Source organism: Staphylococcus sp. GDH8C109P, assembly GCF_017893405.1.
GTDB classification, from domain to species: Bacteria; Bacillota; Bacilli; order Staphylococcales; family Staphylococcaceae; genus Staphylococcus; species Staphylococcus cohnii.
Genome location: NZ_JAESMX010000019.1, coordinates 188,291 through 211,514, shown reverse-complemented (window position 1 = coordinate 211,514; position 23,224 = coordinate 188,291). Strand labels below are relative to the sequence as shown.

At 32.9% G+C, this 23,224-nt stretch carries 21 protein-coding genes, 2 pseudogenes and 1 riboswitch; of the genes and pseudogenes, 17 read left to right on the top strand and 6 right to left on the bottom strand.

The window, feature by feature from the left end; all coding sequences use genetic code 11:
* Window positions 1-204: 204 nt before the first annotated feature.
* Complete coding sequence (gene folD, locus KA867_RS10625) at window positions 205-1,062, bottom strand: bifunctional methylenetetrahydrofolate dehydrogenase/methenyltetrahydrofolate cyclohydrolase FolD (RefSeq protein WP_019468145.1); 858 nt, start codon at window positions 1,060-1,062, stop codon at window positions 205-207.
* A gap of 204 nt (window positions 1,063-1,266) precedes the next feature.
* Here folD and purE point away from each other — a divergent pair, with 204 nt between their 5' ends.
* The 11 genes and pseudogenes from purE (at window position 1,267) to purD (ending at window position 12,502) form a co-directional block, all read left to right on the top strand.
* On the top strand, window positions 1,267-1,749 hold the full coding sequence (gene purE, locus KA867_RS10620; RefSeq protein ID WP_107384865.1) for a 5-(carboxyamino)imidazole ribonucleotide mutase: 483 nt from the start codon (window positions 1,267-1,269) through the stop codon (window positions 1,747-1,749).
* A complete protein-coding gene (gene purK / locus KA867_RS10615; RefSeq protein ID WP_210137988.1) occupies window positions 1,736-2,869 on the top strand; it encodes a 5-(carboxyamino)imidazole ribonucleotide synthase in 1,134 nt (377 codons plus the stop codon). Before purE ends, purK begins: the two co-directional genes overlap by 14 nt.
* The gene (gene purC / locus KA867_RS10610) at window positions 2,869-3,570 is read left to right on the top strand and encodes a phosphoribosylaminoimidazolesuccinocarboxamide synthase (RefSeq protein ID WP_210137987.1); all 702 of its coding nucleotides are present in this window, start codon (window positions 2,869-2,871) and stop codon (window positions 3,568-3,570) included. Before purK ends, purC begins: the two co-directional genes overlap by 1 nt.
* A 1-nt stretch (window position 3,571) precedes the next feature.
* Entirely contained in the window at window positions 3,572-3,832 is a 261-nt protein-coding gene (gene purS, locus KA867_RS10605; protein WP_210137986.1) for a phosphoribosylformylglycinamidine synthase subunit PurS, read from the top strand.
* Window positions 3,832-4,503, top strand: a complete 672-nt coding sequence (gene purQ, locus KA867_RS10600; RefSeq protein ID WP_210137985.1) for a phosphoribosylformylglycinamidine synthase I — start codon at window positions 3,832-3,834, stop codon at window positions 4,501-4,503. The genes purS and purQ overlap by 1 nt, the downstream gene beginning before the upstream one ends.
* Complete coding sequence (gene purL / locus KA867_RS10595) at window positions 4,496-6,685, top strand: phosphoribosylformylglycinamidine synthase subunit PurL (protein WP_210137984.1); 2,190 nt, start codon at window positions 4,496-4,498, stop codon at window positions 6,683-6,685. The genes purQ and purL overlap by 8 nt, the downstream gene beginning before the upstream one ends.
* Window positions 6,664-8,151: an amidophosphoribosyltransferase gene (gene purF / locus KA867_RS10590; protein WP_210137983.1), complete on the top strand. Its 1,488-nt coding sequence runs from the start codon at window positions 6,664-6,666 to the stop codon at window positions 8,149-8,151. The genes purL and purF overlap by 22 nt, the downstream gene beginning before the upstream one ends.
* Entirely contained in the window at window positions 8,144-9,172 is a 1,029-nt protein-coding gene (purM, locus tag KA867_RS10585) for a phosphoribosylformylglycinamidine cyclo-ligase (protein ID WP_210137982.1), read from the top strand. Before purF ends, purM begins: the two co-directional genes overlap by 8 nt.
* A 2-nt stretch (window positions 9,173-9,174) precedes the next feature.
* Window positions 9,175-9,735: pseudogene (gene purN, locus KA867_RS13470) on the top strand (phosphoribosylglycinamide formyltransferase); the annotation flags it as partial.
* A 21-nt stretch (window positions 9,736-9,756) separates the two neighbouring features.
* Complete coding sequence (gene purH / locus KA867_RS10580) at window positions 9,757-11,235, top strand: bifunctional phosphoribosylaminoimidazolecarboxamide formyltransferase/IMP cyclohydrolase (RefSeq protein ID WP_245355970.1); 1,479 nt, start codon at window positions 9,757-9,759, stop codon at window positions 11,233-11,235.
* 22 nt (window positions 11,236-11,257) lie between these two features.
* Window positions 11,258-12,502, top strand: a complete 1,245-nt coding sequence (purD, locus tag KA867_RS10575) for a phosphoribosylamine--glycine ligase (protein WP_210137980.1) — start codon at window positions 11,258-11,260, stop codon at window positions 12,500-12,502.
* A 208-nt stretch (window positions 12,503-12,710) separates the two neighbouring features.
* Here the strand turns inward: purD and KA867_RS10570 are convergent, their stop codons facing one another.
* The 4 genes from KA867_RS10570 to graF all read right to left on the bottom strand — a co-directional run bounded on the left by KA867_RS10570 (window position 12,711) and on the right by graF (window position 16,318).
* Window positions 12,711-13,517 (bottom strand): energy-coupling factor transporter transmembrane component T family protein, encoded by an 807-nt coding sequence (locus KA867_RS10570; protein WP_210137979.1) that lies wholly within the window; start codon window positions 13,515-13,517, stop codon window positions 12,711-12,713.
* Window positions 13,510-14,931: an ABC transporter ATP-binding protein gene (locus tag KA867_RS10565; protein WP_210137978.1), complete on the bottom strand. Its 1,422-nt coding sequence runs from the start codon at window positions 14,929-14,931 to the stop codon at window positions 13,510-13,512. The genes KA867_RS10570 and KA867_RS10565 overlap by 8 nt, the downstream gene beginning before the upstream one ends.
* A gap of 12 nt (window positions 14,932-14,943) precedes the next feature.
* Window positions 14,944-15,519, bottom strand: coding sequence for an ECF transporter S component (locus KA867_RS10560; protein ID WP_019468131.1), 576 nt, complete (start codon window positions 15,517-15,519; stop codon window positions 14,944-14,946).
* Window positions 15,520-15,593: 74 nt separating this feature from the next.
* Window positions 15,594-15,695: riboswitch (TPP riboswitch) on the bottom strand.
* Between the two features lie 488 nt (window positions 15,696-16,183).
* On the bottom strand, window positions 16,184-16,318 hold the full coding sequence (gene graF / locus KA867_RS10555; protein ID WP_019467642.1) for a glycopeptide resistance-associated protein GraF: 135 nt from the start codon (window positions 16,316-16,318) through the stop codon (window positions 16,184-16,186).
* A 239-nt stretch (window positions 16,319-16,557) separates the two neighbouring features.
* Here graF and auxA point away from each other — a divergent pair, with 239 nt between their 5' ends.
* The 6 genes and pseudogenes from auxA to KA867_RS10525 all read left to right on the top strand — a co-directional run.
* Window positions 16,558-17,859 (top strand): lipoteichoic acid stability factor AuxA, encoded by a 1,302-nt coding sequence (gene auxA, locus KA867_RS10550; protein ID WP_210137977.1) that lies wholly within the window; start codon window positions 16,558-16,560, stop codon window positions 17,857-17,859.
* Window positions 17,860-18,082: 223 nt separating this feature from the next.
* Window positions 18,083-19,252 (top strand): class I SAM-dependent rRNA methyltransferase, encoded by a 1,170-nt coding sequence (locus KA867_RS10545; protein ID WP_210137976.1) that lies wholly within the window; start codon window positions 18,083-18,085, stop codon window positions 19,250-19,252.
* 58 nt (window positions 19,253-19,310) lie between these two features.
* Window positions 19,311-19,856 (top strand): DUF697 domain-containing protein, encoded by a 546-nt coding sequence (locus KA867_RS10540; protein WP_210137975.1) that lies wholly within the window; start codon window positions 19,311-19,313, stop codon window positions 19,854-19,856.
* A gap of 162 nt (window positions 19,857-20,018) precedes the next feature.
* On the top strand, window positions 20,019-20,285 hold the full coding sequence (locus KA867_RS10535; RefSeq protein ID WP_019467646.1) for a phosphocarrier protein HPr: 267 nt from the start codon (window positions 20,019-20,021) through the stop codon (window positions 20,283-20,285).
* Between the two features lies 1 nt (window position 20,286).
* Window positions 20,287-22,002 carry a phosphoenolpyruvate--protein phosphotransferase gene (gene ptsP / locus KA867_RS10530; RefSeq protein ID WP_210137974.1) on the top strand — a complete coding sequence of 572 codons (1,716 nt, stop codon included), beginning with the start codon at window positions 20,287-20,289 and terminating at the stop codon, window positions 22,000-22,002.
* A 265-nt stretch (window positions 22,003-22,267) separates the two neighbouring features.
* Window positions 22,268-22,535: pseudogene (locus KA867_RS10525) on the top strand (transposase); the annotation flags it as partial.
* Between the two features lie 406 nt (window positions 22,536-22,941).
* Here the strand turns inward: KA867_RS10525 and KA867_RS10520 are convergent.
* Entirely contained in the window at window positions 22,942-23,181 is a 240-nt protein-coding gene (locus KA867_RS10520) for a glutaredoxin family protein (protein ID WP_210137973.1), read from the bottom strand.
* Between the last annotated feature and the right edge of the window lie 43 nt (window positions 23,182-23,224).

Genomic DNA, 23,224 nt, shown 5'->3' with positions numbered 1-23,224 from the left:
TGAAATAAGTGAGATTAAAAATAATTTTTAAGATACAAGTTATATAGGAAAGTTAATGAATAAATGTGTTGCACCATTTCATAAAAAATAAACGTCAACTTCTATTGTAACTTTCTAGAAATTGACGTTTATTTACTTAGTAGTTAAAGATAAGATGTCTCAACTTTGTTCATTTTTTGAAATATGTTTCTTGAAACAATCATGTTATTCAATGCCTCTACGCATTTTTTCTGCCATAAGAGTATTGTTTAATACCATTGTGATCGTCATTGGACCTACGCCACCAGGCACAGGTGTAATAGCTCCAGCAATTTCTTTAACTTCATCATAGGCAATATCACCTTTTAATTTGCCGTTTTCGTCAGGTGTATTACCTACGTCAATGACAACTGCGCCTTCTTTAACATCATCTTTAGTAACAAGACCAGGACGTCCGACAGCACTAACGATAATGTCAGCATTTTTTAAATGTTGATGCATATCTTTAGTTCTTGAATGCAAAATCGTAACTGACGCGTTTTTTTGTAATAATAGTTTTGAAACTGGTTGACCTACAATATGACTTCTACCTATGACAACAGCATCTTTACCTTCTAAATCAATGTCAGCATGATTTAGTAACTCCATGATACCAAGTGGTGTACAAGGTACAAATGTTTGTTGGTCAATATATAATTTACCTATATTTTCAGGATGAAATCCATCAACATCTTTAGCAGGATTAATCGATTCTAAAACTTTTTGTTCACTTACTTGATCTGGTAGCGGAACTTGAACTAATATACCACTCACACTATCATCTTCATTTAAGCGTTGAAGTTCACTTAATACTTTATCTTCACTAGCACTTTCATCTAAATGTACGATTTCAGAAATCATACCGATTTTTTCTGCAGCTTTCTTTTTTGAATTCACATAACTTTTACTTGCTCCATCATTACCTACTAATATTACTGATAATTTTGGTGTGTAACCCTTAGTTTGTAAAGCCTCGACTTGATCTTTTAGACCTTGTCTATAATCCTTTGCGATTTGTTTACCGTCTAAAATTTTTGCGACCATGAAAAAATCCTCCTCCAATGTATGAACTTTACTTAACTTTAACATAATTACTACCATGTTTTTCAATCAAAAGACGAAAATTTAACGTTTTTTTTGTGTTAAAGTTCGATTTTTGATTGAAAAAGCGATTTTTAGTTGTTATGCTATATCTGTAATATACATCTAATAGTCATAACATTTCAAATTTCTGAAAGGGTGTTCATTTTGAAAGTGGTAGTCATAATGGGTAGTTCTTCCGATTGGGAGACTATGAAAGAAAGTTGTCAAATGTTAGAACAACTAGACATACCGTATGAAAAGAAAGTTGTTTCTGCACATCGTACGCCTCAATTAATGTATGAATTTGCTAAAGGAGCCAGAGATGATGGATATGATGTCATTATTGCTGGCGCTGGTGGTGCTGCACACTTACCAGGTATGGTTGCATCAATGACGACATTACCAGTAATTGGTGTACCTATAGAATCTAAAAGCTTAAAAGGATTAGACTCTCTCCTATCTATTGTCCAAATGCCAGGTGGTATTCCTGTGGCTACAACAGCTATAGGGAAATCTGGGGCGAAAAATGCGGGAATACTTGCTGCCAGAATGCTCAGCATTGGTAATAAAGTAGTCCAAAAGAATTTGGAAAATTATGAAAAATCATTGGTTGAGAAAGTGAGTGAGATGCAACATGAACTTCAATAAACTATCATTTGGATCAACGATTGGAATTATTGGTGGTGGGCAATTAGGTAAAATGATGGCACAATCTGCTCAGAAAATGGGTTTTAAAGTTATTGTGTTAGATCCCGATGAAAATTGTCCGTGCCAACATGTAGCACATCAGTTTATAAATGCAAACTATGATGACGAACAATCACTTGTTCAACTAGGTGAATTATCCGACGTTATTACATATGAATTTGAAAATATTTCTGCGAATCAATTACAAACTTTAGTTTCCAAATATAATATTCCTCAAGGTTACCAAGCTATACAACTATTACAAGATAGATTAATTGAAAAACAGACATTGCAAAATGCCGGAACTCAAGTAGCACCATTCGTGAAGTTATCCGATACAGGCGGTTTATCTCAAGCTGTAGAAAATCTTGATTTTCCATTTATGATAAAAACAAGATTTGGTGGATATGACGGAAAAGGGCAAGTACTTATTACAAATGAAGCAGATTTGGATAATGCCAAAACATTAATTAATAAACAAGAATGTGTTGCTGAAAAATTTTTAGAATTACAAAAAGAAGTTTCTTTAACAGTAACCATTGGTAACGATAATCAAATCACGTATTTTCCATTACAAGAGAATGAACATCAAAACCAAATATTATTTAAGACAGTTGTACCTGCTCGTGTAGAACCACAAATTGAACAAATGGCACGCAAAGAAGTTGAGAAGATTATCAAACATATTCATTTTGTGGGCACGTTCACGGTGGAGTTTTTCATCGATGCAAGCAATCAATTGTTTGTGAATGAAATTGCACCTAGACCTCATAACTCTGGACATTATTCAATCGAAGCATGTGATTATTCGCAATTTGATACACATATATTAGCAGTTACAGGTCATCGGTTACCAGAAAAAATTGAATTATTAAAACCTAGTGTAATGATGAATTTATTAGGAAGAGATTTAGATTTATTGGAACATAAATTCGATGCTCATCCTGAATGGCATGTCCATATTTATGGCAAAATAAGCCGCAAGCCCGACCGAAAAATGGGTCACCTTACTATGCTTACAAATCATGTAGAACAAACAGAACAAACATTACTAAATCATTTTGAAGGGAGACATAGCTAATGTCTTTGTTATATGAAGGAAAAGCGAAAAGAATTTTTTCTACGGCGCAATCGGATGTACTTCGAATTGAGTATAAGGATGAAGTCACTGCCGGCAATGGAGCGAAAAAAGATTTTATAGAAGGTAAAGGTCGTTTAAATAATCAAATTACTTCTAGAATTTTTAGTTTTATTCAAGAACGTGATATTGATAGTCACTTTATCGAGCAACTATCAGAAACTGAACAACTTGTGAAATCTGTGGAAATTATACCATTAGAAGTGGTAGTGAGAAACATCGCTGCGGGTTCTATAACAAAGAGATTAGGCTTTGATAAAGGACATACGTTTGAAAGTCCTTTAGTTGAATTCTTCTATAAAAACGATGATTTAAATGATCCTTTAATCACAGAAGATCACATACAGTTATTACATTTAGCTAGTAAAGAAGAAATTGAAAAATTAAAAGAGGCAGCAAAAACAATAAATACAGTGTTGATTGAATTAATGGATGGTATGGATTTACGACTTGTAGATTTCAAAATAGAATTTGGACGCAGTAAAGATGGTCAAATTCTATTAGCAGATGAAATTTCACCAGATACATGTCGTATTTGGGATAAATATAGTGATACAAATTTTGATAAAGATGTTTATCGTGAAGAAACGGGTTCAATCATAGAAACTTATCAAACTTTTCTTAATAAATTGGAGGAACTATAAAATGAAAACAATTGAATTGCATATCACATTACAACCACAAGTATTAGATACACAAGGACAAGCTTTAAATCGCGCAGTACATGACCTAGGATACACACAAGTAAATGATATACGTGTTGGTAAATTATTGTACATGACAGTTGATGAAGCGACTGATGCTGCACTTCACAATGTCGTTACTACTTTAAGTGAAAGACTATTTGCAAATACAGTTATTGAGGAATATAGCTATAAAGTATTGGAAGAAGGGGAGAAAGCATAATGAAATTTGCAGTGCTAAAATTCCCAGGATCTAATTGTGATAGAGATATGTATAATGCAGCATTGAAATCCGGCGTAGAAGCAGAATATGTAGACTATAGAAATACATCTTTAGAAGGTTTTGATGGCGTGTTAATACCTGGTGGTTTTTCTTTTGGTGACTACTTACGTTCAGGTGCGATGGCAAGTGTTGCACCTATCACTGAAGAAGTTAAACGTTTCGCGAATGAAGGAAAACCAGTATTAGGTGTTTGTAACGGATTTCAAATTCTCACAGAGATAGGTTTACTTCCAGGCGCTTTATTGCATAATGATTCACATTTATTTGTAAGCCGAAATGAGCTATTAAAAGTTGTAAATAACCAAACACCCTATACCAAATTATATGAAGAAAATGAAACAGTAATATATCCTGTAGCGCATGGTGAAGGTCATTACTATTGTACATCAGAAATGTATGACAGATTAGTAGAAAACAATCAAATCATATTAAAGTATAAGGATAATCCTAATGGTTCATACAATGATATTGCAGGTATTGTCAATGAAAATGGAAATGTTTGTGGCATGATGCCGCATCCCGAACGCGCAATGGACGCTTTATTAGGAACTGATAGTGGCGTTAAATTATTTGAAGCAATGGTAAATAGTTGGAGGGAACAAAATGTCTAAGTTTATTGAACCAAGTGTGGAAGAAATTAAGTTAGAAAAGCTATATAAAGATATGGGGTTATCGGAGTCAGAATACGATAAAGTATGTGAAATTCTAGGTTGTGAACCCAATTTTACTGAAATTGGCATTTTCTCTGTAATGTGGAGTGAACATTGTTCTTATAAGCATTCAAAACCATTTTTAACTCAGTTTCCAACTTCAGGTGAACATGTATTGATGGGGCCTGGTGAAGGTGCAGGTGTGGTAGATATTGGTGACAATCAAGCAGTGGTATTTAAAGTTGAATCACATAATCATCCTTCAGCTATTGAACCCTATCAAGGTGCGGCTACTGGCGTAGGAGGCATTATTCGAGATATTGTTTCCATCGGTGCTAGACCAATAAATCTATTGAATAGTTTACGCTTTGGTGAATTGACAGAAAAACAAAATCGTCGTTTATTACGTGGTGTAGTAGCCGGTATTGGTGGCTATGGTAATTGTATTGGAATTCCAACTACAGCGGGTGAGATAGAGTTTGATGATAGATATGATGGCAATCCACTGGTGAATGCAATGTGTGTAGGTATTATTGATCACGATAAAATTCAAAAAGGTACTGCTAAAGGTTCGGGTAATTCGGTTATATATGTAGGGTTGAAAACAGGTCGTGACGGTATTCATGGTGCAACTTTTGCATCTGAAGAGTTAAGTGAAGATAGTGAAAGTAAAAGACCTTCAGTACAAATCGGAGACCCATTCGTTGGGAAAAAATTAATGGAAGCAACTTTAGAAGCAATTACATTCGATGAGTTAGTTGGTATTCAAGATATGGGTGCAGCAGGATTAACATCATCCTCATCAGAAATGGCTGCTAAAGGTGGCAGTGGCTTACATCTACAATTAGAAAAAGTGCCAACAAGAGAAAAAGGTATTTCTCCTTATGAAATGATGCTCTCTGAAACCCAAGAACGTATGCTATTAGTAGTAGAAAAAGGATCTGAAGCTAAGTTTTTGAATTTATTTGATAAACACGAATTGGATAGTGCAATCATCGGTGAAGTTACAGATACAGATCGTTTTGTCCTTACATATGAAGATGAAATTTTTGCTGATATACCAGTACAGCCATTATCTGATGAAGCGCCTGTATATGTGCTTGAAGGTGAAACTCCGATATATAATGAACCACAAAATGACTATAGCGACATTGATGTTGAAGATATATTTAATCGTTTACTTGTTCATCCAACGATTGCTTCCAAACGCTATTTATATGAACAGTATGATCAACAAGTTGGTGCGAATACTATTGTGAAGCCAGGATTACAATCTTCCGTTGTTCGTGTCGAAGGTTCAAATAAAGCAATTGCTTCTACGATAGATGGTGAAGCACGATATGTTTTTAATAATCCTTATGAAGGTGGAAAGATGGTAGTAGCAGAAGCATACCGTAATTTGATTTCTGTTGGTGCTACGCCTTTAGCGATGACTGATTGTTTGAACTATGGATCACCAGAGAAAAAAGAAATTTATCAACAATTAGCAGATTCTACTAAAGGTATGGCAGAAGCATGTGAAATATTAAAGACGCCAGTAGTTTCGGGTAATGTTTCCTTGTATAACGAAACAAAAGAGACTTCAATATTCCCTACACCCGTTGTAGGCATGGTTGGTTTGATTGAAGCAATTGATTATTTCAATGATTTCATGCCAAGAGCAGGTGATACGCTTTATATTGTAGGCGAAACACATAGCGATTTTGGTGGGAGCCAAGTTGAAAAATTACTTTACGGTAAAGTGAATCACGAGGTTGAAACCATTGATTTATCAAATGAAGTCAAAAGAGGAGAGTCAATTAAAAAAGCAATCCGCAGTGGCATTGCTTCTCACGTACAAACAGTTGGTAAAGGTGGACTGTTAATGGCATTAGCTCGTATTAGTGCACATTATCAAATAGGCTTAGATGTAACTTTAAATCTTAAGAATGAGCAATTATTCAGTGAAACACAAGGACGTTATATTGTGGCTGTAAAAGGCGATCAACCTTTAGAAATGGAAGATGCTATTCAAGTTGGTACATTAACAGAAAATGGAAAATTTGTAGTTTCAAATGGTGACACTATAATTTCACGGGATGTGAAACAATTGAATGAACAGTGGGAAGGAGCAATTCCTAAATGTATGACTACAACGGATTAAATGAAGAGTGTGGCGTTTTTGGTATTTGGAATCATCATGAGGCAGCGCAATTGACATATATGGGGTTACACAGTTTACAACATAGAGGTCAAGAAGGCGCGGGCATCGTGTGTTCTGACGGCCAAAAACTTACTGGAGAAAGAGGACTTGGTCTTTTGACTGAAGCTATTAAAGATACCCAGTTGGAAGCATTTAAATCTTACCAACATGCGATTGGTCATGTACGATATGCTACGTCAGGCAATAAAGGTATAGAAAATATTCAACCATTTTTGTACCATTTTTATGATATGAGTGTTGCAGTTTGTCATAACGGAAATCTAATTAATGCACAAAGTTTAAGAAAGTCTTTAGAACATCAAGGTTCTATTTTTCATTCTTCATCAGATACAGAAGTAATTATGCATTTAATTCGTAAAAGTAAAGCGCCAACCTTTGAAGAAGCATTACAGGAGAGTTTACGTAAAATAAAAGGTGGTTTTACATTTGCACTATTAACAAAGGATGCGTTATATGGTGCTGTTGATCCAAATGCAATTAGACCATTAGTTGTAGGAAAAATGAAAACAGGTGCGTATATCATTGCAAGTGAAACTTGTGCCATAGATGTTTTAGGTGCAGAGTTCGTTAGAGATATTCATGCAGGTGAATATGTGGTTATTAATGATGAAGGTATTCGAATAGAATCTTATACGAGACATACGACGACAGCAATATCAGCAATGGAGTACATTTATTTTGCTAGACCAGATTCTACAATTGCTGGGAAAAATGTTCATGCGATTCGTAAACAATCTGGTAAACAATTAGCGTTAGAAAGTCCAGTTGATAATGCGGATATGGTTATTGGCGTACCTAATTCATCACTCTCAGCAGCATCTGGCTATGCTGAACAAAGTGGTTTGCCATATGAAATGGGCTTGGTCAAAAACCAATATGTAGCACGTACATTTATTCAACCAACACAAGAGTTACGAGAACAAGGTGTAAGGGTCAAGTTATCAGCAGTAAAAGATATCGTACAAGGTAAAAATATTGTCTTAGTGGATGATTCTATTGTTAGAGGTACGACAAGCAAACGTATTGTTCAAATGCTAAAAGATGCTGGAGCAAATGAAGTACATGTACGTATTGCTTCTCCTGAATTTATGTTTCCTAGCTTTTATGGCATAGATGTTTCAACAACTGCTGAACTCATATCAGCGAATAAATCACCTTCAGAAATCAGCGAACATATTGGCTCTGATTCTTTGGCCTATCTAACTGTAGCTGGTTTGATAGACTCAATTGGCCTTGAAGTAGACGCGCCTTATAAAGGGCTATGCGTAGAAAGTTTTACAGGTGATTATCCTGCAGGTCTTTATGATTATGAAAAAGATTATTATGAACATTTAAGTGAGCGTCAAAAAGAATATTTAGCAAATCATAAACAATACTTTGATAGAGAGGGTAATTTAAATGTCTAAAGCATACCAACAAGCAGGCGTTGATATTAATGCAGGTTACGAAGCGGTTGAACGTATGTCAAGCCATGTTCAACGAACAATGCGTAAAGAGGTCTTAGGTGGATTAGGAGGATTTGGTGCAACATTTGATTTGTCTCAGTTAAATATGAAAGCACCATTACTCGTATCTGGTACAGATGGCGTTGGTACTAAATTAAAGTTAGCGATTGATAACGACAAGCACGATACGATAGGTATTGATGCAGTAGCAATGTGTGTCAATGATATTTTAACTACTGGTGCAGAACCTTTATATTTCTTAGATTATATTGCTACTAACAAAGTAGTTCCAGAAGTTATTGAACAGATTGTCAAAGGGGTTAGTGATGGTTGTGAAGCTACGAATACAACACTTATAGGTGGTGAAACAGCTGAAATGGGTGAGATGTATCATGAAGGTGAATATGATTTGGCTGGATTCGCTGTAGGAGCTGTTGAAAAAGATGCGTATATAGATGGCTCTGCCGTAAAATCAGGTGATGTAATTATAGGACTTGAATCAAGTGGTATACATTCCAACGGTTATAGCTTAGTGAGAAATTTAATTAAAAAATCAGGTATTGATCTAAAAGATAAATTTGATCAAAATCACACATTTTTGGATATCTTTTTAGAACCTACTCGATTATATGTCAAGCCTGTATTAGCTGTAAAAGAACACGTACATATACATGCGATGACACATATCACTGGTGGCGGATTTATAGAAAATATTCCAAGAGCATTGCCTGAAGGAGTGGGTGCAGCAATTGATGTAACACAATTTCCAACACCAAAAATATTTGAATGGTTACAAAAGCAAGGCAGCATTTCAACCAAAGAAATGTACAATGTATTCAATATGGGTATTGGTTTTACCATAGTTGTTGATGCTAATGATGAAGCTAAAGTATTAAACACACTAAAAGAAGCACAAGTAAATGCGTATAAAATTGGTGAAATTGTTAAAAGTGAAGAACCAATTCATCTGACGGGGGTATAAAAGTGACGAAAATTGCTATCTTTGCTTCAGGATCAGGAAGTAACTTTGAAAGTATCATGTCACAAATAGAATCAGGTAATTTACCTCAAATTGAAGTGACTGCATTATATACAGATCAGGTAAATGCTTATTGTATTGAGCGCGCAAGAAAATATCAATTAGATGTACATATTAATGAGCTTAAAAATTTTGATTCTAAAGCAGACTATGAACGGAAAATTATTGAATGGTTAACTACAGAAAAAGTTGAATGGATTATTTTAGCTGGTTATATGAAATTAATTGGTGAAAATATATTAAATGCATATCAAAAACGTATCATTAATATTCACCCTTCGTTATTGCCAAAATATCGAGGTAAAGATGCGATTGGTCAAGCATTAAATAGTGGTGACAACATTACAGGTACAACAGTACATTTCGTTGATAGTGGGATGGATACAGGAGAAATTATTGAACAACGTACATGTGATATAAAACCGGACGATACGAAAGAGCAATTAGAAGAAAGAATAAAAGCGATTGAACATGAATTATATCCAGAAGTTATTTCAAAAATTATTCAACAAGAGGTGCCAATAAACATGAAAAAGGCAATTATAAGTGTATCTAATAAAACAGGTATTGTACCTTTTGCACAATCACTCCAGCAATTAGGATACGAGTTATATTCGACTGGTGGTACGATGAAAACGTTAGTCGAAGCAAATATTGCGGTTAAATCTATATCAGAACTTACACATTTTGATGAAATTATGGATGGGAGAGTCAAGACATTACACCCAGCTGTTCATGGCGGTATTTTAGCTGATCGCAATAAACCAGAACATTTAGCACAATTAAAAGAACAGCAAATTGATTTAATAGACATGGTTGTCGTAAATTTATATCCATTCAAAGAGACTGTTGCAAATCCAGATGTTACAGAAAATGATGCGATTGAAAATATAGATATTGGTGGACCTACAATGCTACGTGCAGCAGCTAAAAACTTCAAACACGTTACTACAATTGTACATCCATCAGATTATAATGAAGTTATTGAAAAATTAAAATCAAATCAACTAGATGAATCTTATAGAAAATCATTGATGATTAAAGTATTTGAACATACGAATCAATATGATCGTGCAATTGTTGATTTCTTTAAGGAAAATAAAGAAAGTTTAAGATATGGCGAAAATCCACAACAACAAGCTTCATTTGTAAGAACATCTGATGCTAATCATACGTTAGGTGGCGCGAAACAATTGCATGGTAAGCAATTGAGTTATAACAATATTAAAGATGCAGATGCGGCGTTGTCACTAGTTAAACAATTTGAAATGCCAGCTGCAGTCGCAGTTAAGCATATGAATCCTTGTGGTGTAGGCGTTGGTACAAATATTTCTGAAGCATATCAGCGTGCATTTGAAGCAGACAGCCAATCTATTTTTGGAGGCATAGTAGCATTAAATAGAACCGTTGATGCCACTTTGGCAGAAACACTACACAGTATATTTTTGGAAGTGATTATTGCACCAAAATTTTCTGAGGAAGCGTTAGCTATTTTAAGTAAAAAGAAAAATATAAGATTATTAGAAATTGATATGACAATCGATAATAATGAACAAGAAATAGTATCTGTTTCAGGTGGATATTTAATACAAGATAAAGATAATGTATTAATAAAAAGTGACGACTTAACAGTTGTTACAGAAAGTGTACCTACAGAAGCGCAATGGAATGCAATGTTACTTGGATGGAAAGTGGTCGCTTCTGTTAAAAGTAATGCAATTATCTTATGTAACGATAGACAAACAGTCGGTATTGGTGCTGGACAAATGAATCGGGTAGGATCAGCAAAAATTGCAATAGAACGTGCGGTTGAAATTAATGATAATGTCGTAATGGTATCAGATGGTTTCTTCCCGATGGATGACACAGTAGAACTTGCTGCGCAACATGGTATTAAAGCCATCATTCAACCTGGTGGTTCAATTAAAGATCAAGATTCAATAGATATGGCTAATAAATATGGCATTGCAATGGTAACTACTGGCATTAGACACTTTAAACATTAAAATATTGGAGGCAAAATTATTTATGAAAGTACTAGTCATTGGCACAGGTGGAAGAGAGCATATTTTAGCACATAAGTTAAAACAGTCTTCACTCGTAAATGAAATTTTTGCAATTCCAGGAAATGATGCAATGTCAGACATTGCAAATGTACATTGTGAAATAGCAGAAACAGAACATAATCAAATTGTTGAATTTGCTGTTGCACATAATATTTCGTGGGTCATTATTGGACCAGAACAGCCACTTACTGAAGGTTTAGCAGACAAATTAATCGCAAAACAGATCAAAGTATTTGGTCCTAATCAAGCAGCTGCTCAGATTGAAGGATCGAAATTATTCGCAAAGCAGTTAATGCAGAAATACCATATTCCTACTGCAGAATACAAAGAAATATCAAACAAATCAGATGCGTTACGTTATATTAAAACATGCCAATATCCTATCGTGTTAAAGAAGGATGGTTTGGCAGCTGGTAAAGGTGTTATTATAGCTGAAAATTATGATGAAGCTGAAGAAGCAGTTCACTCATTGTATCCACAAGAGCTTGGTACGGTTGTCTTTGAACAATTCTTAGAAGGTGAAGAATTCTCATTGATGACATTTGTAAATGGTGATTACGCTGTGCCATTTGATTGTATTGCACAAGACCACAAACGTGCATATGACGATGATAAAGGGCCCAATACTGGAGGGATGGGGGCGTATTGCCCTGTCCCTCACATAAATAAGGAAGTACTTAAGCTTACTAATGAAGTAATTGCGCAACCTATAGCTCAGGCAATGTATAAAGAAGGTTATGAATTTTTTGGCGTTCTTTATATCGGTGTGATTTTAACAGCAGATGGTCCGAAGGTAATAGAATTTAATGCAAGATTTGGTGACCCTGAAGCACAAGTATTACTGACAAGATTGGAAAGCGATTTAATGCAACACATCTTAGACTTAGAAGCTAAAAATAAAATAGCATTTAAGTGGAAAGATGCTTCGATTGTTGGTGTAATGCTTGCGTCTAAAGGATACCCTGGTAATTACGAAAAAGGTAAAGTAGTTTCAGGGTTTGATTTAAATGGTAATTATTTTGTCAGTGGTTTAAAACGAGATAAAGATAAATTTGTAACCAATGGTGGACGTGTCATCTTAGCTTTGGGAGAGGGCAATGATATTGCAAGCGCTAAGGCAAATGCTTATAAAGCTGCAGAAAAGATCCAAAGTGACGCGTTATTTTATCGAAAAGATATTAGCAATAAAGCAATAAAACATCTATAAATATTCATAAAAAATCGTAATTTCTATTTAACAGTGTATAGAAATTACGATTTTTTAATTTTTAACATAGCATTTTTATTAAAGGATATACAATCACATACTAATTTATGTAAATGATCATATCAAAAAGATAAGACAAAGTGGTTTAGGTTTTGTCTTATCTTTATTTATTGGATAGTAATGAATTTTGGATAAAATAAGGTAATCGTTAATATATATTTTTTATACGAACATCGTTTATACCAGTAATCGGTAAGTGAAGTGCTAGAAAATAAGCAACTATCAAAATGATGCTAAAAACGATGATTAATAGAACGTCTTTATACGAGAAAGGCGCATGATAATAATAGGTGCGCGGAGCATCTTTAAAACCTTTTTTCTCCATTGCAACAGCAAGTTGATGTGCTTTTCTAATGTTTTGGCTTAAAAGTGGAATCATAAGATGTTTGATTCTGTTTAATATATTGTAATTTTGTTGAGAGATAATTTGATATCTCATTTTTAAAGACTTCCTAAGTTGAACTAAAGAGCTGATCATTAATGGAACCATTCGTATAGCAGCCATAAATGCATAAGCAACTTTGGGTTTAACTTTTAAATGTTGCATAAGGCTGTAAAAGACCATTACAATTTCAGATGTGAAAGCAATTAAGATCCCAAAAAATGAGACGGTTGTTGTACGTAATGCTAAATGTAACCCTCTGACCAAACTTTCAGTGCTAATTTGAATAAATCCAAATTTAAACAAAATATGTGTACCTTCACCATAAAAAATCATGAATAAAGCTGAAATTAAGCTGAAAGTAATAGTGAAGAAAATAAAAGCAAATGTAATTTTTAATTTTATACCATTGAATAGTAATAAAAATAGGAACATCAATAAGCAAATATAAATCATGTAATCAAATTGATGTACAAATATAACAAAGAAAAACAAAATAATGGCTAACGACAATTTCGTAATGATATTCACGTCATCCATGAAGGAGTAATGCTTTTTCCACATTTCAAACATGATTATCACCTGCTATCTCTAGTATTTGCTTTTTTCTTACGTACAATTTACGTGTAGGATAGCGTGCGATAATCTCAGGATCATGTGTAACCATAATGATAGTTTGACCATCTTTAACGCGTTGCTGGAATAATTTAATTAAATTAAAAGTATTATGGCTATCTAAACCAAATGTTGGCTCATCCAATAAAATATAGTCTGATGAAGAGCTTAGAGCTATGGCGACACTCAATCTACGTTTCTGACCGATTGACAATTCATACGGATGTTGTGACTGCACATCTTCTAAATTTAACATTTTAAGCATTTGTACAGTTTTATCATCAGCTTCTGATATGGAAGGGTAAATGGCTTTATTTTGGATGAAGATTTCTTTGTAAACCGAATTTGCAATAAATTGTAATTCAGGATTTTGGTATACAAGATACATATTTTTAGCAGCTTCTTTAATTTTAGTAAGTTTTTTGCCATCAAAAAACATTGTGCCATCATATTTAATGAGCTGCATGATCGATTCTAATAAGGAAGTCTTACCTGAACCGTTTGCTCCAGTAATTGTAATCCATTCACCGCTAGCAACATTGAGTTTTGGTATATCAATAAGTGCTTTTTTTCTTCTTTTTACAGACCCTTGTTCAAAAAGCAATTGATGATCGTCGACATTTTGTACATTAGTTGGTTGTAAATCTATAGGTGAGGGTGCATTGTCCCACGCTTTTGGATGCCAAACACCATATTCGGATAAAAGGTGTTCATAGTTTTTTAATATGTCAGTTGGTGAGGCGTCGCCAATAATGACACCATCATAGTTAAATAATATAACACGATCAATATGTTGCCATATATGTTCTACTTTATGTTCAACTATGATAACAGTTTTGTCTTGCCATAGGGCTTTAATCTTATTCCATAAATCTTCTGTTGATGCTACATCTAACATCGCAGTTGGTTCATCTAAAAATAAAGTGTCGGCTTGCTGCAATAATGTTTCTGCAATAGCTAATTTTTGTTTCATACCGCCACTTAAATTATTGATATATTGGTCTTTATTTACGTTTAAATCGACAGCGTCGAGTGCTGTTTCAATTAAGGCATCCATTTTGTGTCGTGGTGTTTGTAGGTTTTCTAGGACAAAAGCGAGTTCTTCATATACTTTTGGCATACAGAACTGACTATCAGGCTCTTGAAAAATAACACCACAATCATGATCAATCTCTAATTTATCGTATTTTATCGGTAAATCAATGAGATTTGGTACGATACCACTTAAAACATTTAGTAGCGTACTTTTACCTGAACCAGAAGGGCCGAGTATAAGCACTTTTTCTTTATCTTTAATATGAAGTGATAAATTGTCGAATATTTTCTTTTGTCCATTTGGGTATTTTAGACGTAGATTTTCAGTGACTATCAACGTTTATGCTCCTTATAAATTGTCATAATCTTTTTGTGTTGCAGGTCTGAATAATTTAGTTACGCCAGTTTGATCTAATATTTTCACAATATAATATGACAATAATCCAGCCACAACAATACCACTAATTAATCTAAATACGATATAAAGTGTTAAGTTCCAACCTGCAATTTCTCCTAAATAACCATAAGCAAAATCAAGAGGGAGTGTCGCAACAGATGCTAAAAATCCTGCTAACATAGCTACCATTGCCGAACGTGATTTGTATCTAAAAATAGCGAAAATAATTTCGCATGCTAATCCTTGAAGTAGCGCATAGACCATTGTGGGAATATCAAATCTTCCCATTACAATCGTTTCACCTGCACCTGCTGCAAATTCAGCTAAGATGGCAATACCAGCTTTTGGTATGATTAAGTATGCAACAATTGCAGCCATAAACCACGCACCGTATGTTAATTCTTCTAAGTGAAGCCCAGAAACCTGCACTGCTTTATATACTAAAGTCCAAATATTATAAACAATTGCAAAAACAACAGCTATAAGTACGGTTACTAAAATTTCTGATAGTTTTAAACCTTTTGACATAAATTCTCCTCCAATAAAAAAACGCACAACCATCTAGAAGTTGCGCGTTAAATATAGGCATACGGATACCAAAAACATATCACGATACACTTTCCTACGCTAGTTTAATCTAGATCAGGTTCAAAGGGTTTGAGGGTATACCTCATCTCAGTCACAAAACACCCCTAGTGCGAATATTAATTTTTAATTTTAACTATAATGTATGACTTTTAATTCGTTATGTCAAGGTCTATTCACGTTGAAATTAATATTTATAAACTAAATCGTCCAACATAATATAAGGTTAAATATAGCGCATTAGCTTAATAAATATGATGATATGGCTGTGTGGTTTTTGGTAGTTAAAAATTGTTTTGTTGATCATTAGAAATGATATAAAATTATTAAGGTAGATTACCTATCATGATAAATGCTAGGTGGTGTTTAATTTATGCTGAAGTTTTTCTATTGTTTGAATGCATCATTGCTGGGATATTGTATCGTTTGGCACCTAGGTAAGATGTTATGAGTGACTAGTGACTCGGATTATGTAGAGCATATCTTCAGGCAAACATGCACGGTAAAAAACGACATGATATCAAATAAAGGACTAATCCGTTTTTACAAACAGATTAGTCCTTTATGTTAAATAACAATGCGCATTTAGAAATCACAAACGTATATTTTAATCTAAAGTATCTTGAATATTTTTTTTCGTTTCTTCAGTGCTCTCTTCAGCAGATTCTTTCTTATCTTTTAATTTATCTTCAGCTTCTTTTGCTTTTTCAGCTGCTTTTTTATTTAATTCTTCTTTACTCATAGTTAAACACTCCTTCAATATTCAAATTACTTATGTTTTCAATATACCACTTCATTTAAAAAGTAAACAATAAAGATGTAACGGGTTATATTTCTTTGAATTTAAAATATTTGTTTAATTCATTATATTTGGTGGAAACTTGACTGTACAACTATTTTCTATCATACTATAGACTTATTTATTGATTTATTAAAGACAAGAACTAAATGTTAATATATAATAACTTTGAGGTGAATGGTATGTCTTTTTTAAAGAAACACGCTGAGATATTATATAGTTATATAATAGGCATCGTTTCGCTCTTCACAGGTCTCATCATTTTAATAAATTTATCTATGATCCATGACTTAAAGGACAAAGGTAAAATTGAATTACATATTCATAATGTTTGGGATTTTATAAATGCATTTTTTGCAGAAATCATAAGAGTTATGAGTAATTATATAGGGAATTTCCCAGTTATAAGTGCAGTGTTAATTATTTTATTTGGTATTGCAGTTATCCTACTTGGATTCACCCTATTAAGAACAACAAGATATGATTATGATGTTTCAATCTTCTTCTTAGTTACTGGAATACTGTTTTTCATTATAACACTTATTTTAATGACACAAGTTTATAGTTTTTTTGCCATCATTTTTATCATCCCATTTGTGATTCATATTGGGTATATTGTATATAAAGATGAATTAAATCCAAATCATAGAAAATATCATTATTTATTGATTATTTTCAGTTATGGCATAAGCTATTTAATTACACAAATCGTGTTATATGGAAGAATAGATAGTGACGAAATCATACCTATTGATATTTTGAGCGTAAATTCATTCTTTTTATTGATGTGGTTATTAGGTCAAATGTCAATTTGGAATTTCTTGTTTTTAAGAAGGGCACTACCTTTAACAAAACAAGAGTTAGGTGAAGAAGAACCTGAATTATCGAGAACAAGCAAAGGTACAGTTACAAACCAAACGAAAGAACATTTGAAAAGTTTACAAGATAAGACAACTGAGTTTACTCGAAAAACACGTAGAAGTGTTGATATTCAAAAATTAAGAGATAAAAAAGACAAATTTATCGAAAAATGGAAGAATATTATTGATATTCAAGAGGATGATATACCAAATTGGATGAAAATACCAAAATGGGTTAAATCAGCTTATGTAGAAATATTTTGTGGTGTTGTATTATTATTCTTTACAATCATAGAATTTAATAATAGAAATGCATTATTTGTTTCAGGTAATTGGGAAATTTCTCAAACACAATATGTGATTGAATGGATTACTTTATTATTATTGATGCTGATTATTATTGCTTATATATTAACGACATTAACAAACTACTTGAGAGATAAATTCTATTATCTGCAGTTATTTATGGTAAGTATATTATTTTTCAAATTGTTCACAGAATTTATGAATATCATGGTTCATGGTCTTTTATTGTCTATTTTCATTACGCCTATATTGTTTGTGATGTTAATAGCGGTGATTGTATCATTCATTATTAAATTACGTGAACCTTCAAAAGATTAACAAGTAAATATATTTTTAAAAGAACTGGTCTTAGCTATATGCCAGTTCTTTTTTTGTTCATGATTGTAATGTCACAAAGCATCTGATGATTTTAATGAAAAACGATACAATGTGTGAATTGAGAAAGCATTCAATTTCATATAAATGATGTTACTATGATTATTGAGATGATAGAATAAGAAAGCATAAATTATAAAATTAGTAGAAAGGCTGACATATAATTATGAAAACTGCCACATTAAATAAAGGTAAAGAGACGAAATATCTAAATGGATATCCATTAATTGACGAAGATGATGTGTTTGCGCATGATCATTTGAAAGAAGGCGATTTATTCTCATTAATCAACGACGAACAAAGCTATATTGCAACAGCATATGTCGGAAGACAACATAAAGGTCTTGGCTGGGTATTAAGTTATGATGAAAATGAAGTGATTAATACTCAATTTTTTGAGAAACTTTTTGAAATCGCTAAACAAGAAAGAGCATATTTTTATAACATTGAGGGTACCAACGCTTTTAGAATTTTTAATGGTGAAGGTGACGGTGTAGGTGGCCTGACAATTGATAACTATAACGGTCACTTTTTAATACAATGGTATTCTAAAGGTATTTATAAATATCGTTATCAAATTTTAAGTGCTTTAAAAAATGTCTTTGAATATAATTCTTTATTTGAAAAAATGCGATTTAAAGATGCTCAGATAGCTGGGGGATTTGTTGATGGTGAAGCACCAGAATTTCCTATTGTCATCGAAGAAAATTTCACGTTTTATAATGTGGATTTAAATGATGGTCCTATGACAGGTATTTTCTTGGACCAAAAAGAGGTGCGTAAGAAATTACGAGACCACTTTGCTGAAGATAGATATTTGTTAAATGTGTTTAGTTATACTGGCGCTTTTTCAGTTGTCTCAGCAGAAAAAGCCAAAGTGACGACTAGTGTTGATTTAGCTAATAGATCACGTACCTTAACAGAAGAAAATTTTGGATTAAATGCAATTAATCCAAAAACACAATATATATTTGTCATGGATACTTTTGATTATTTTAATTACGCACGCCGTCATGATTTATTGTATGACACAATTGTGATTGATCCACCTAGTTTTGCTAGAAATAAGAAAAAAACATTTTCAGTATTGAAAGATTACGATAAATTAATTTTAGGTGCTTTGGACGTACTTTCTCCTGGTGGAACTTTATTATTGTGTACAAACAATAGTACATTTTCATTAAAAGCATTTAAGAAAATGATTAAAGACACGCTAAATAGTGCAGAAGTTGATTTTGAATTATCAGAAGTTATGGGATTACCAAAAGATTTTAAAACACATCCACATTACAAACCTTCAAAGTATTTGAAAGCTATTTTTGTAAATATACAGTAATTTCTTTGAAATAGGGTAATCATTTTACAGTACTAGATTTTACCAAGGAGTGAATATCATGAGTTTTAAGAATAAAATAACTAATAACGTAACAGAGAAAGTCGGAAATAAAGTTTTAAATATTGAAGATATAAAGAATAAAAGTAGCATACCGACGACGAACATTGAATTGGATGAACGTCGTCAACGTGCCCAAGCTATTGTGAGAAAAAAATCAGTGTTATCTTCGAGTGTGAGTATTGTACCAATACCTGGTCTTGACTTTGGTGTAGATATCAAGTTAATGAGAGATATTATTGAAGACGTTAATAAAATTTATGGCTTAGATCACAAACAAGTTAATTCGATGAGAGAAGATGTAAAAGAACGTATTTTTACAGCAGCTGCTATACAAGGCAGTCAATTTGTCGGTAGAAAAGTATCTAATGCTATATTAAAAGTGGTTATCAGAGACGTTGCAAAACGTATGGCTGCAAAACAGACAAAATGGTTCCCACTTGTAGGCCAAGCCATCTCAGCTTCTATCAGTTATTACTTTATGAAAAAAATCGGCGATGACCATATTGAAAAATGTGAAAAGGTTGCTAAATCTTTAATGGAATAGTGGAGCGTTTTCATAAAAAGAAACAATATTCACTGAATATTGTCATATCATGGGTGCAACGAATTGAATTTATATGTATAATTTGGTAATGTTATTATATAAAACTATGCTAGGTTTTATAATAAACTAACGATTCTAACTATACGAAGGAGACATCATATTATGGAACAAAAATCATATGTAATTATTGACGAAACAGGTATTCATGCACGTCCAGCTACAATGCTTGTTCAAACTGCATCAAAATTTGATTCAGATATTCAATTAGAATATAACGGTAAAAAAGTTAACTTGAAATCAATCATGGGTGTTATGAGTTTAGGCGTAGGTAAAGATGCTGAAATTACAATCTATGCTGACGGTAGTGATGAAACAGATGCAATGGAAGCGATTACTGATATCTTATCAAAAGAAGGATTAACTAAATAATATGTCTAATTATATTAATGGCATTGCTGCTTCAGATGGCGTAGCAATTGCTAAAGCATATTTATTAGTTGAACCTGATCTTTCATACGATAGTGAAAAGATTCAAGATGTCGACGCAGAAATTGCTAAGTTTCAAAATGCTATTGATACATCTAAAGTTGAATTAACAAAAATCAGAAATAATGCTGAAAAAAATCTCGGCGCTGATAAAGCTGCTATTTTTGATGCGCATTTATTAGTCTTGGATGATCCAGAGTTAATTCAACCGATTGAAGATAAAATTAAAAATGAACAAGTTAACGCACCAACTGCGCTTTCTGATGTAACTGGACAATTCATTACTATTTTTGAAGCAATGGATAATGAATACATGAAAGAGCGTGCTGCAGATATTCGTGATGTGTCGAAACGAGTTTTAGCGCATATATTAGGTGTGGAGTTACCTAATCCTAGTATGATTGATGAAAGCGTTGTTATTATAGGTAACGATTTAACGCCTTCAGATACTGCTCAATTAAACAAGGAATTTGTACAAGGTTTTGTTACAAATATTGGTGGCAGAACTTCTCACTCAGCAATTATGAGTCGCTCACTTGAAATTGCTGCAGTAGTAGGTACGAAATCAATAACACAAGAAGTTAAACAAGGCGACATGATTATTGTTGATGGTTTGACTGGTGAAGTGATAATTGATCCTACAGAAGACGAAGTCATTGCATACCAAAACAAACGCGAACGTTTCTTTGAAGATAAGAAAGAACTTCAAAAATTACGCGATGAAGAAACAACAACTGTTGACGGCGTTCATGCTGAACTTGCTGCTAATATCGGTACACCAAATGATTTAAAAGGTGTAATTGAAAATGGTGCTGAAGGTGTCGGATTATATCGTACTGAATTTTTATATATGGGTAGAGACGAAATGCCAACTGAAGACGAACAGTTTGAAGCTTATAAAAAAGTACTTGAAACAATGGAAGATAAACGTGTTGTTGTTCGTACTTTAGATATAGGTGGAGATAAGGAACTACCATATTTAAATTTACCAGAAGAAATGAACCCGTTCTTAGGCTATCGTGCGATTCGTTTATGTCTAGATCAACCTGAGATTTTCAGACCACAATTGCGTGCTTTATTACGTGCGTCAGTTTATGGAAAATTGAATATTATGTTCCCAATGGTAGCGACAATCAAAGAATTCCGTGATGCTAAAGCATTATTATTAGAAGAAAAAGAAAATTTAACAAATGAAGGTATTGAAGTATCTGATGATATAGAAGTTGGTATCATGGTAGAAATTCCTTCAACAGCTGCATTAGCAGATATTTTTGCTAAAGAAGTAGATTTCTTCAGTATTGGAACGAATGATTTAATTCAATATACAATGGCTGCAGATCGTATGTCAGAGCGAGTGTCATACTTGTATCAACCATACAATCCAGCAATTTTACGTTTAGTGCAACAAGTGATTAATGCTTCTCATAAAGAAGGTAAATGGACTGGAATGTGTGGAGAAATGGCCGGAGATGAAATTGCTATTCCATTACTATTAGGTTTAGGATTAGATGAATTCTCTATGAGTGCTACATCAATTCTTAAAGCACGCCGTCAAATTAAAGGCTTAAGTAAAAATGAAATGGAAGAATTGGCACAAAAAGCAATTAATTGTGCTACTTCTGAAGAAGTACAAGACTTAGTAAGTAATTATACAAAATAAAAAAGATTGGGACGCAAATCCCAGAAAAATAGCACTCAGATGATTTAAATCATCTGAGTGCTTATTTTTTATCCAATGCTTCGTATTGTTGGCTCACTTTCTTAGGGGACAGCTTCAGCTTGTAATCTTCAGCTTGTCCTGTTCCTTCAAGAGTTTCGCCAAAATACATCGCATTCATAAGTGATTTTACATTCAAATACTTGAAAAATAAGGTCCTCAAGTATAATCTAATAAACACTATTGAACTATATTAACGAAGTGTCTTATGTATAAAGATTACAACGTGACTCAACTTACATTACCAATGGAATTTCAATTCTTATACTCACAAATGATATGTCACAACATATGAATGAAAGCGTTGAAACAATCTCTGAAAATGAATTCGATGAATTCAAACATCATCGTGGTGCTACTTCATATCATTCCAAAATGATGTTAAAAATTAATCTATATGCCTAGAAATAATCCATATTTTCTGTTCGTAAAATAAAAAACTGCTTAATGATCGAATTTGAATAATGTGGCTGTCATAAAATCAAGCGTCTTCTTATAAGACAATGAATCGTTGTAGAGTTAATTGTCCTATTAACATCTTTAATTTTTGTATTAACGGTACTTAATATTAGAAAAGTAGTTGTTCAACGAAGTAACTATAATCAAAACAATAATGAAAAAAAGCAATATCTATATCATTCAATAGATATTGCTTTTTTCACTTGTTCAAGAATTTTATGTCCTAGTCGCTTTTTTATAGTTATATTGAAATTTATTTAAATCGTATGAAAATGTATGTGCAGTTGAGTGGTTTTGGAGAATTCGCAACTTACTAAATTGTTTATTATAGTTGAAATTAGGTTATGGTTAGTTAAACCATTTAAAATGATGCATTTAGCTTTATTTCAGTTGAATTAGTTAATGTATTTGTATTTGAGTGATTTAAAATGTTGTTTCAATATTTAAGGTTTGGTTAATTTTTTCCATATCAACTTGATACAATGGTTCACCATTCAATAATATAAAAGGTGTTGCAAAAGCATCATAATCAATCATTTCATTTCGATATTGCTGATTAGCGATGTTTTTTTCTATATATTTAAAGCCTTTATCAGTTAAATAATTTTTAATAAAGGTACAAGGAGGGCAGTCATTCTGTGTGTAAATGATGATATCAGTCATTTAACATCAATCCTTTCTACAAAGTCATTTTCTATAATAGTAA

Excerpts from the sequence above, each read along its gene's own strand:
- folD (WP_019468145.1), bottom strand. The coding sequence starts at position 1,062 with ATGGTCGCAAAAATTTTAGACGGTAAACAAATCGCAAAGGATTATAGA.
- purK (WP_210137988.1), top strand. The coding sequence starts at position 1,736 with ATGAACTTCAATAAACTATCATTTGGATCAACGATTGGAATTATTGGT.
- purC (WP_210137987.1), top strand. The coding sequence starts at position 2,869 with ATGTCTTTGTTATATGAAGGAAAAGCGAAAAGAATTTTTTCTACGGCG.
- purS (WP_210137986.1), top strand. The coding sequence starts at position 3,572 with ATGAAAACAATTGAATTGCATATCACATTACAACCACAAGTATTAGAT.
- purQ (WP_210137985.1), top strand. The coding sequence starts at position 3,832 with ATGAAATTTGCAGTGCTAAAATTCCCAGGATCTAATTGTGATAGAGAT.
- purL (WP_210137984.1), top strand. The coding sequence starts at position 4,496 with ATGTCTAAGTTTATTGAACCAAGTGTGGAAGAAATTAAGTTAGAAAAG.
- purF (WP_210137983.1), top strand. The coding sequence starts at position 6,664 with ATGTATGACTACAACGGATTAAATGAAGAGTGTGGCGTTTTTGGTATT.
- purM (WP_210137982.1), top strand. The coding sequence starts at position 8,144 with ATGTCTAAAGCATACCAACAAGCAGGCGTTGATATTAATGCAGGTTAC.
- purH (WP_245355970.1), top strand. The coding sequence starts at position 9,757 with ATGAAAAAGGCAATTATAAGTGTATCTAATAAAACAGGTATTGTACCT.
- purD (WP_210137980.1), top strand. The coding sequence starts at position 11,258 with ATGAAAGTACTAGTCATTGGCACAGGTGGAAGAGAGCATATTTTAGCA.
- KA867_RS10570 (WP_210137979.1), bottom strand. The coding sequence starts at position 13,517 with ATGTTTGAAATGTGGAAAAAGCATTACTCCTTCATGGATGACGTGAAT.
- KA867_RS10560 (WP_019468131.1), bottom strand. The coding sequence starts at position 15,519 with ATGTCAAAAGGTTTAAAACTATCAGAAATTTTAGTAACCGTACTTATA.
- graF (WP_019467642.1), bottom strand. The coding sequence starts at position 16,318 with ATGAGTAAAGAAGAATTAAATAAAAAAGCAGCTGAAAAAGCAAAAGAA.
- auxA (WP_210137977.1), top strand. The coding sequence starts at position 16,558 with ATGTCTTTTTTAAAGAAACACGCTGAGATATTATATAGTTATATAATA.
- KA867_RS10545 (WP_210137976.1), top strand. The coding sequence starts at position 18,083 with ATGAAAACTGCCACATTAAATAAAGGTAAAGAGACGAAATATCTAAAT.
- KA867_RS10540 (WP_210137975.1), top strand. The coding sequence starts at position 19,311 with ATGAGTTTTAAGAATAAAATAACTAATAACGTAACAGAGAAAGTCGGA.
- KA867_RS10535 (WP_019467646.1), top strand. The coding sequence starts at position 20,019 with ATGGAACAAAAATCATATGTAATTATTGACGAAACAGGTATTCATGCA.
- ptsP (WP_210137974.1), top strand. The coding sequence starts at position 20,287 with ATGTCTAATTATATTAATGGCATTGCTGCTTCAGATGGCGTAGCAATT.
- KA867_RS10520 (WP_210137973.1), bottom strand. The coding sequence starts at position 23,181 with ATGACTGATATCATCATTTACACACAGAATGACTGCCCTCCTTGTACC.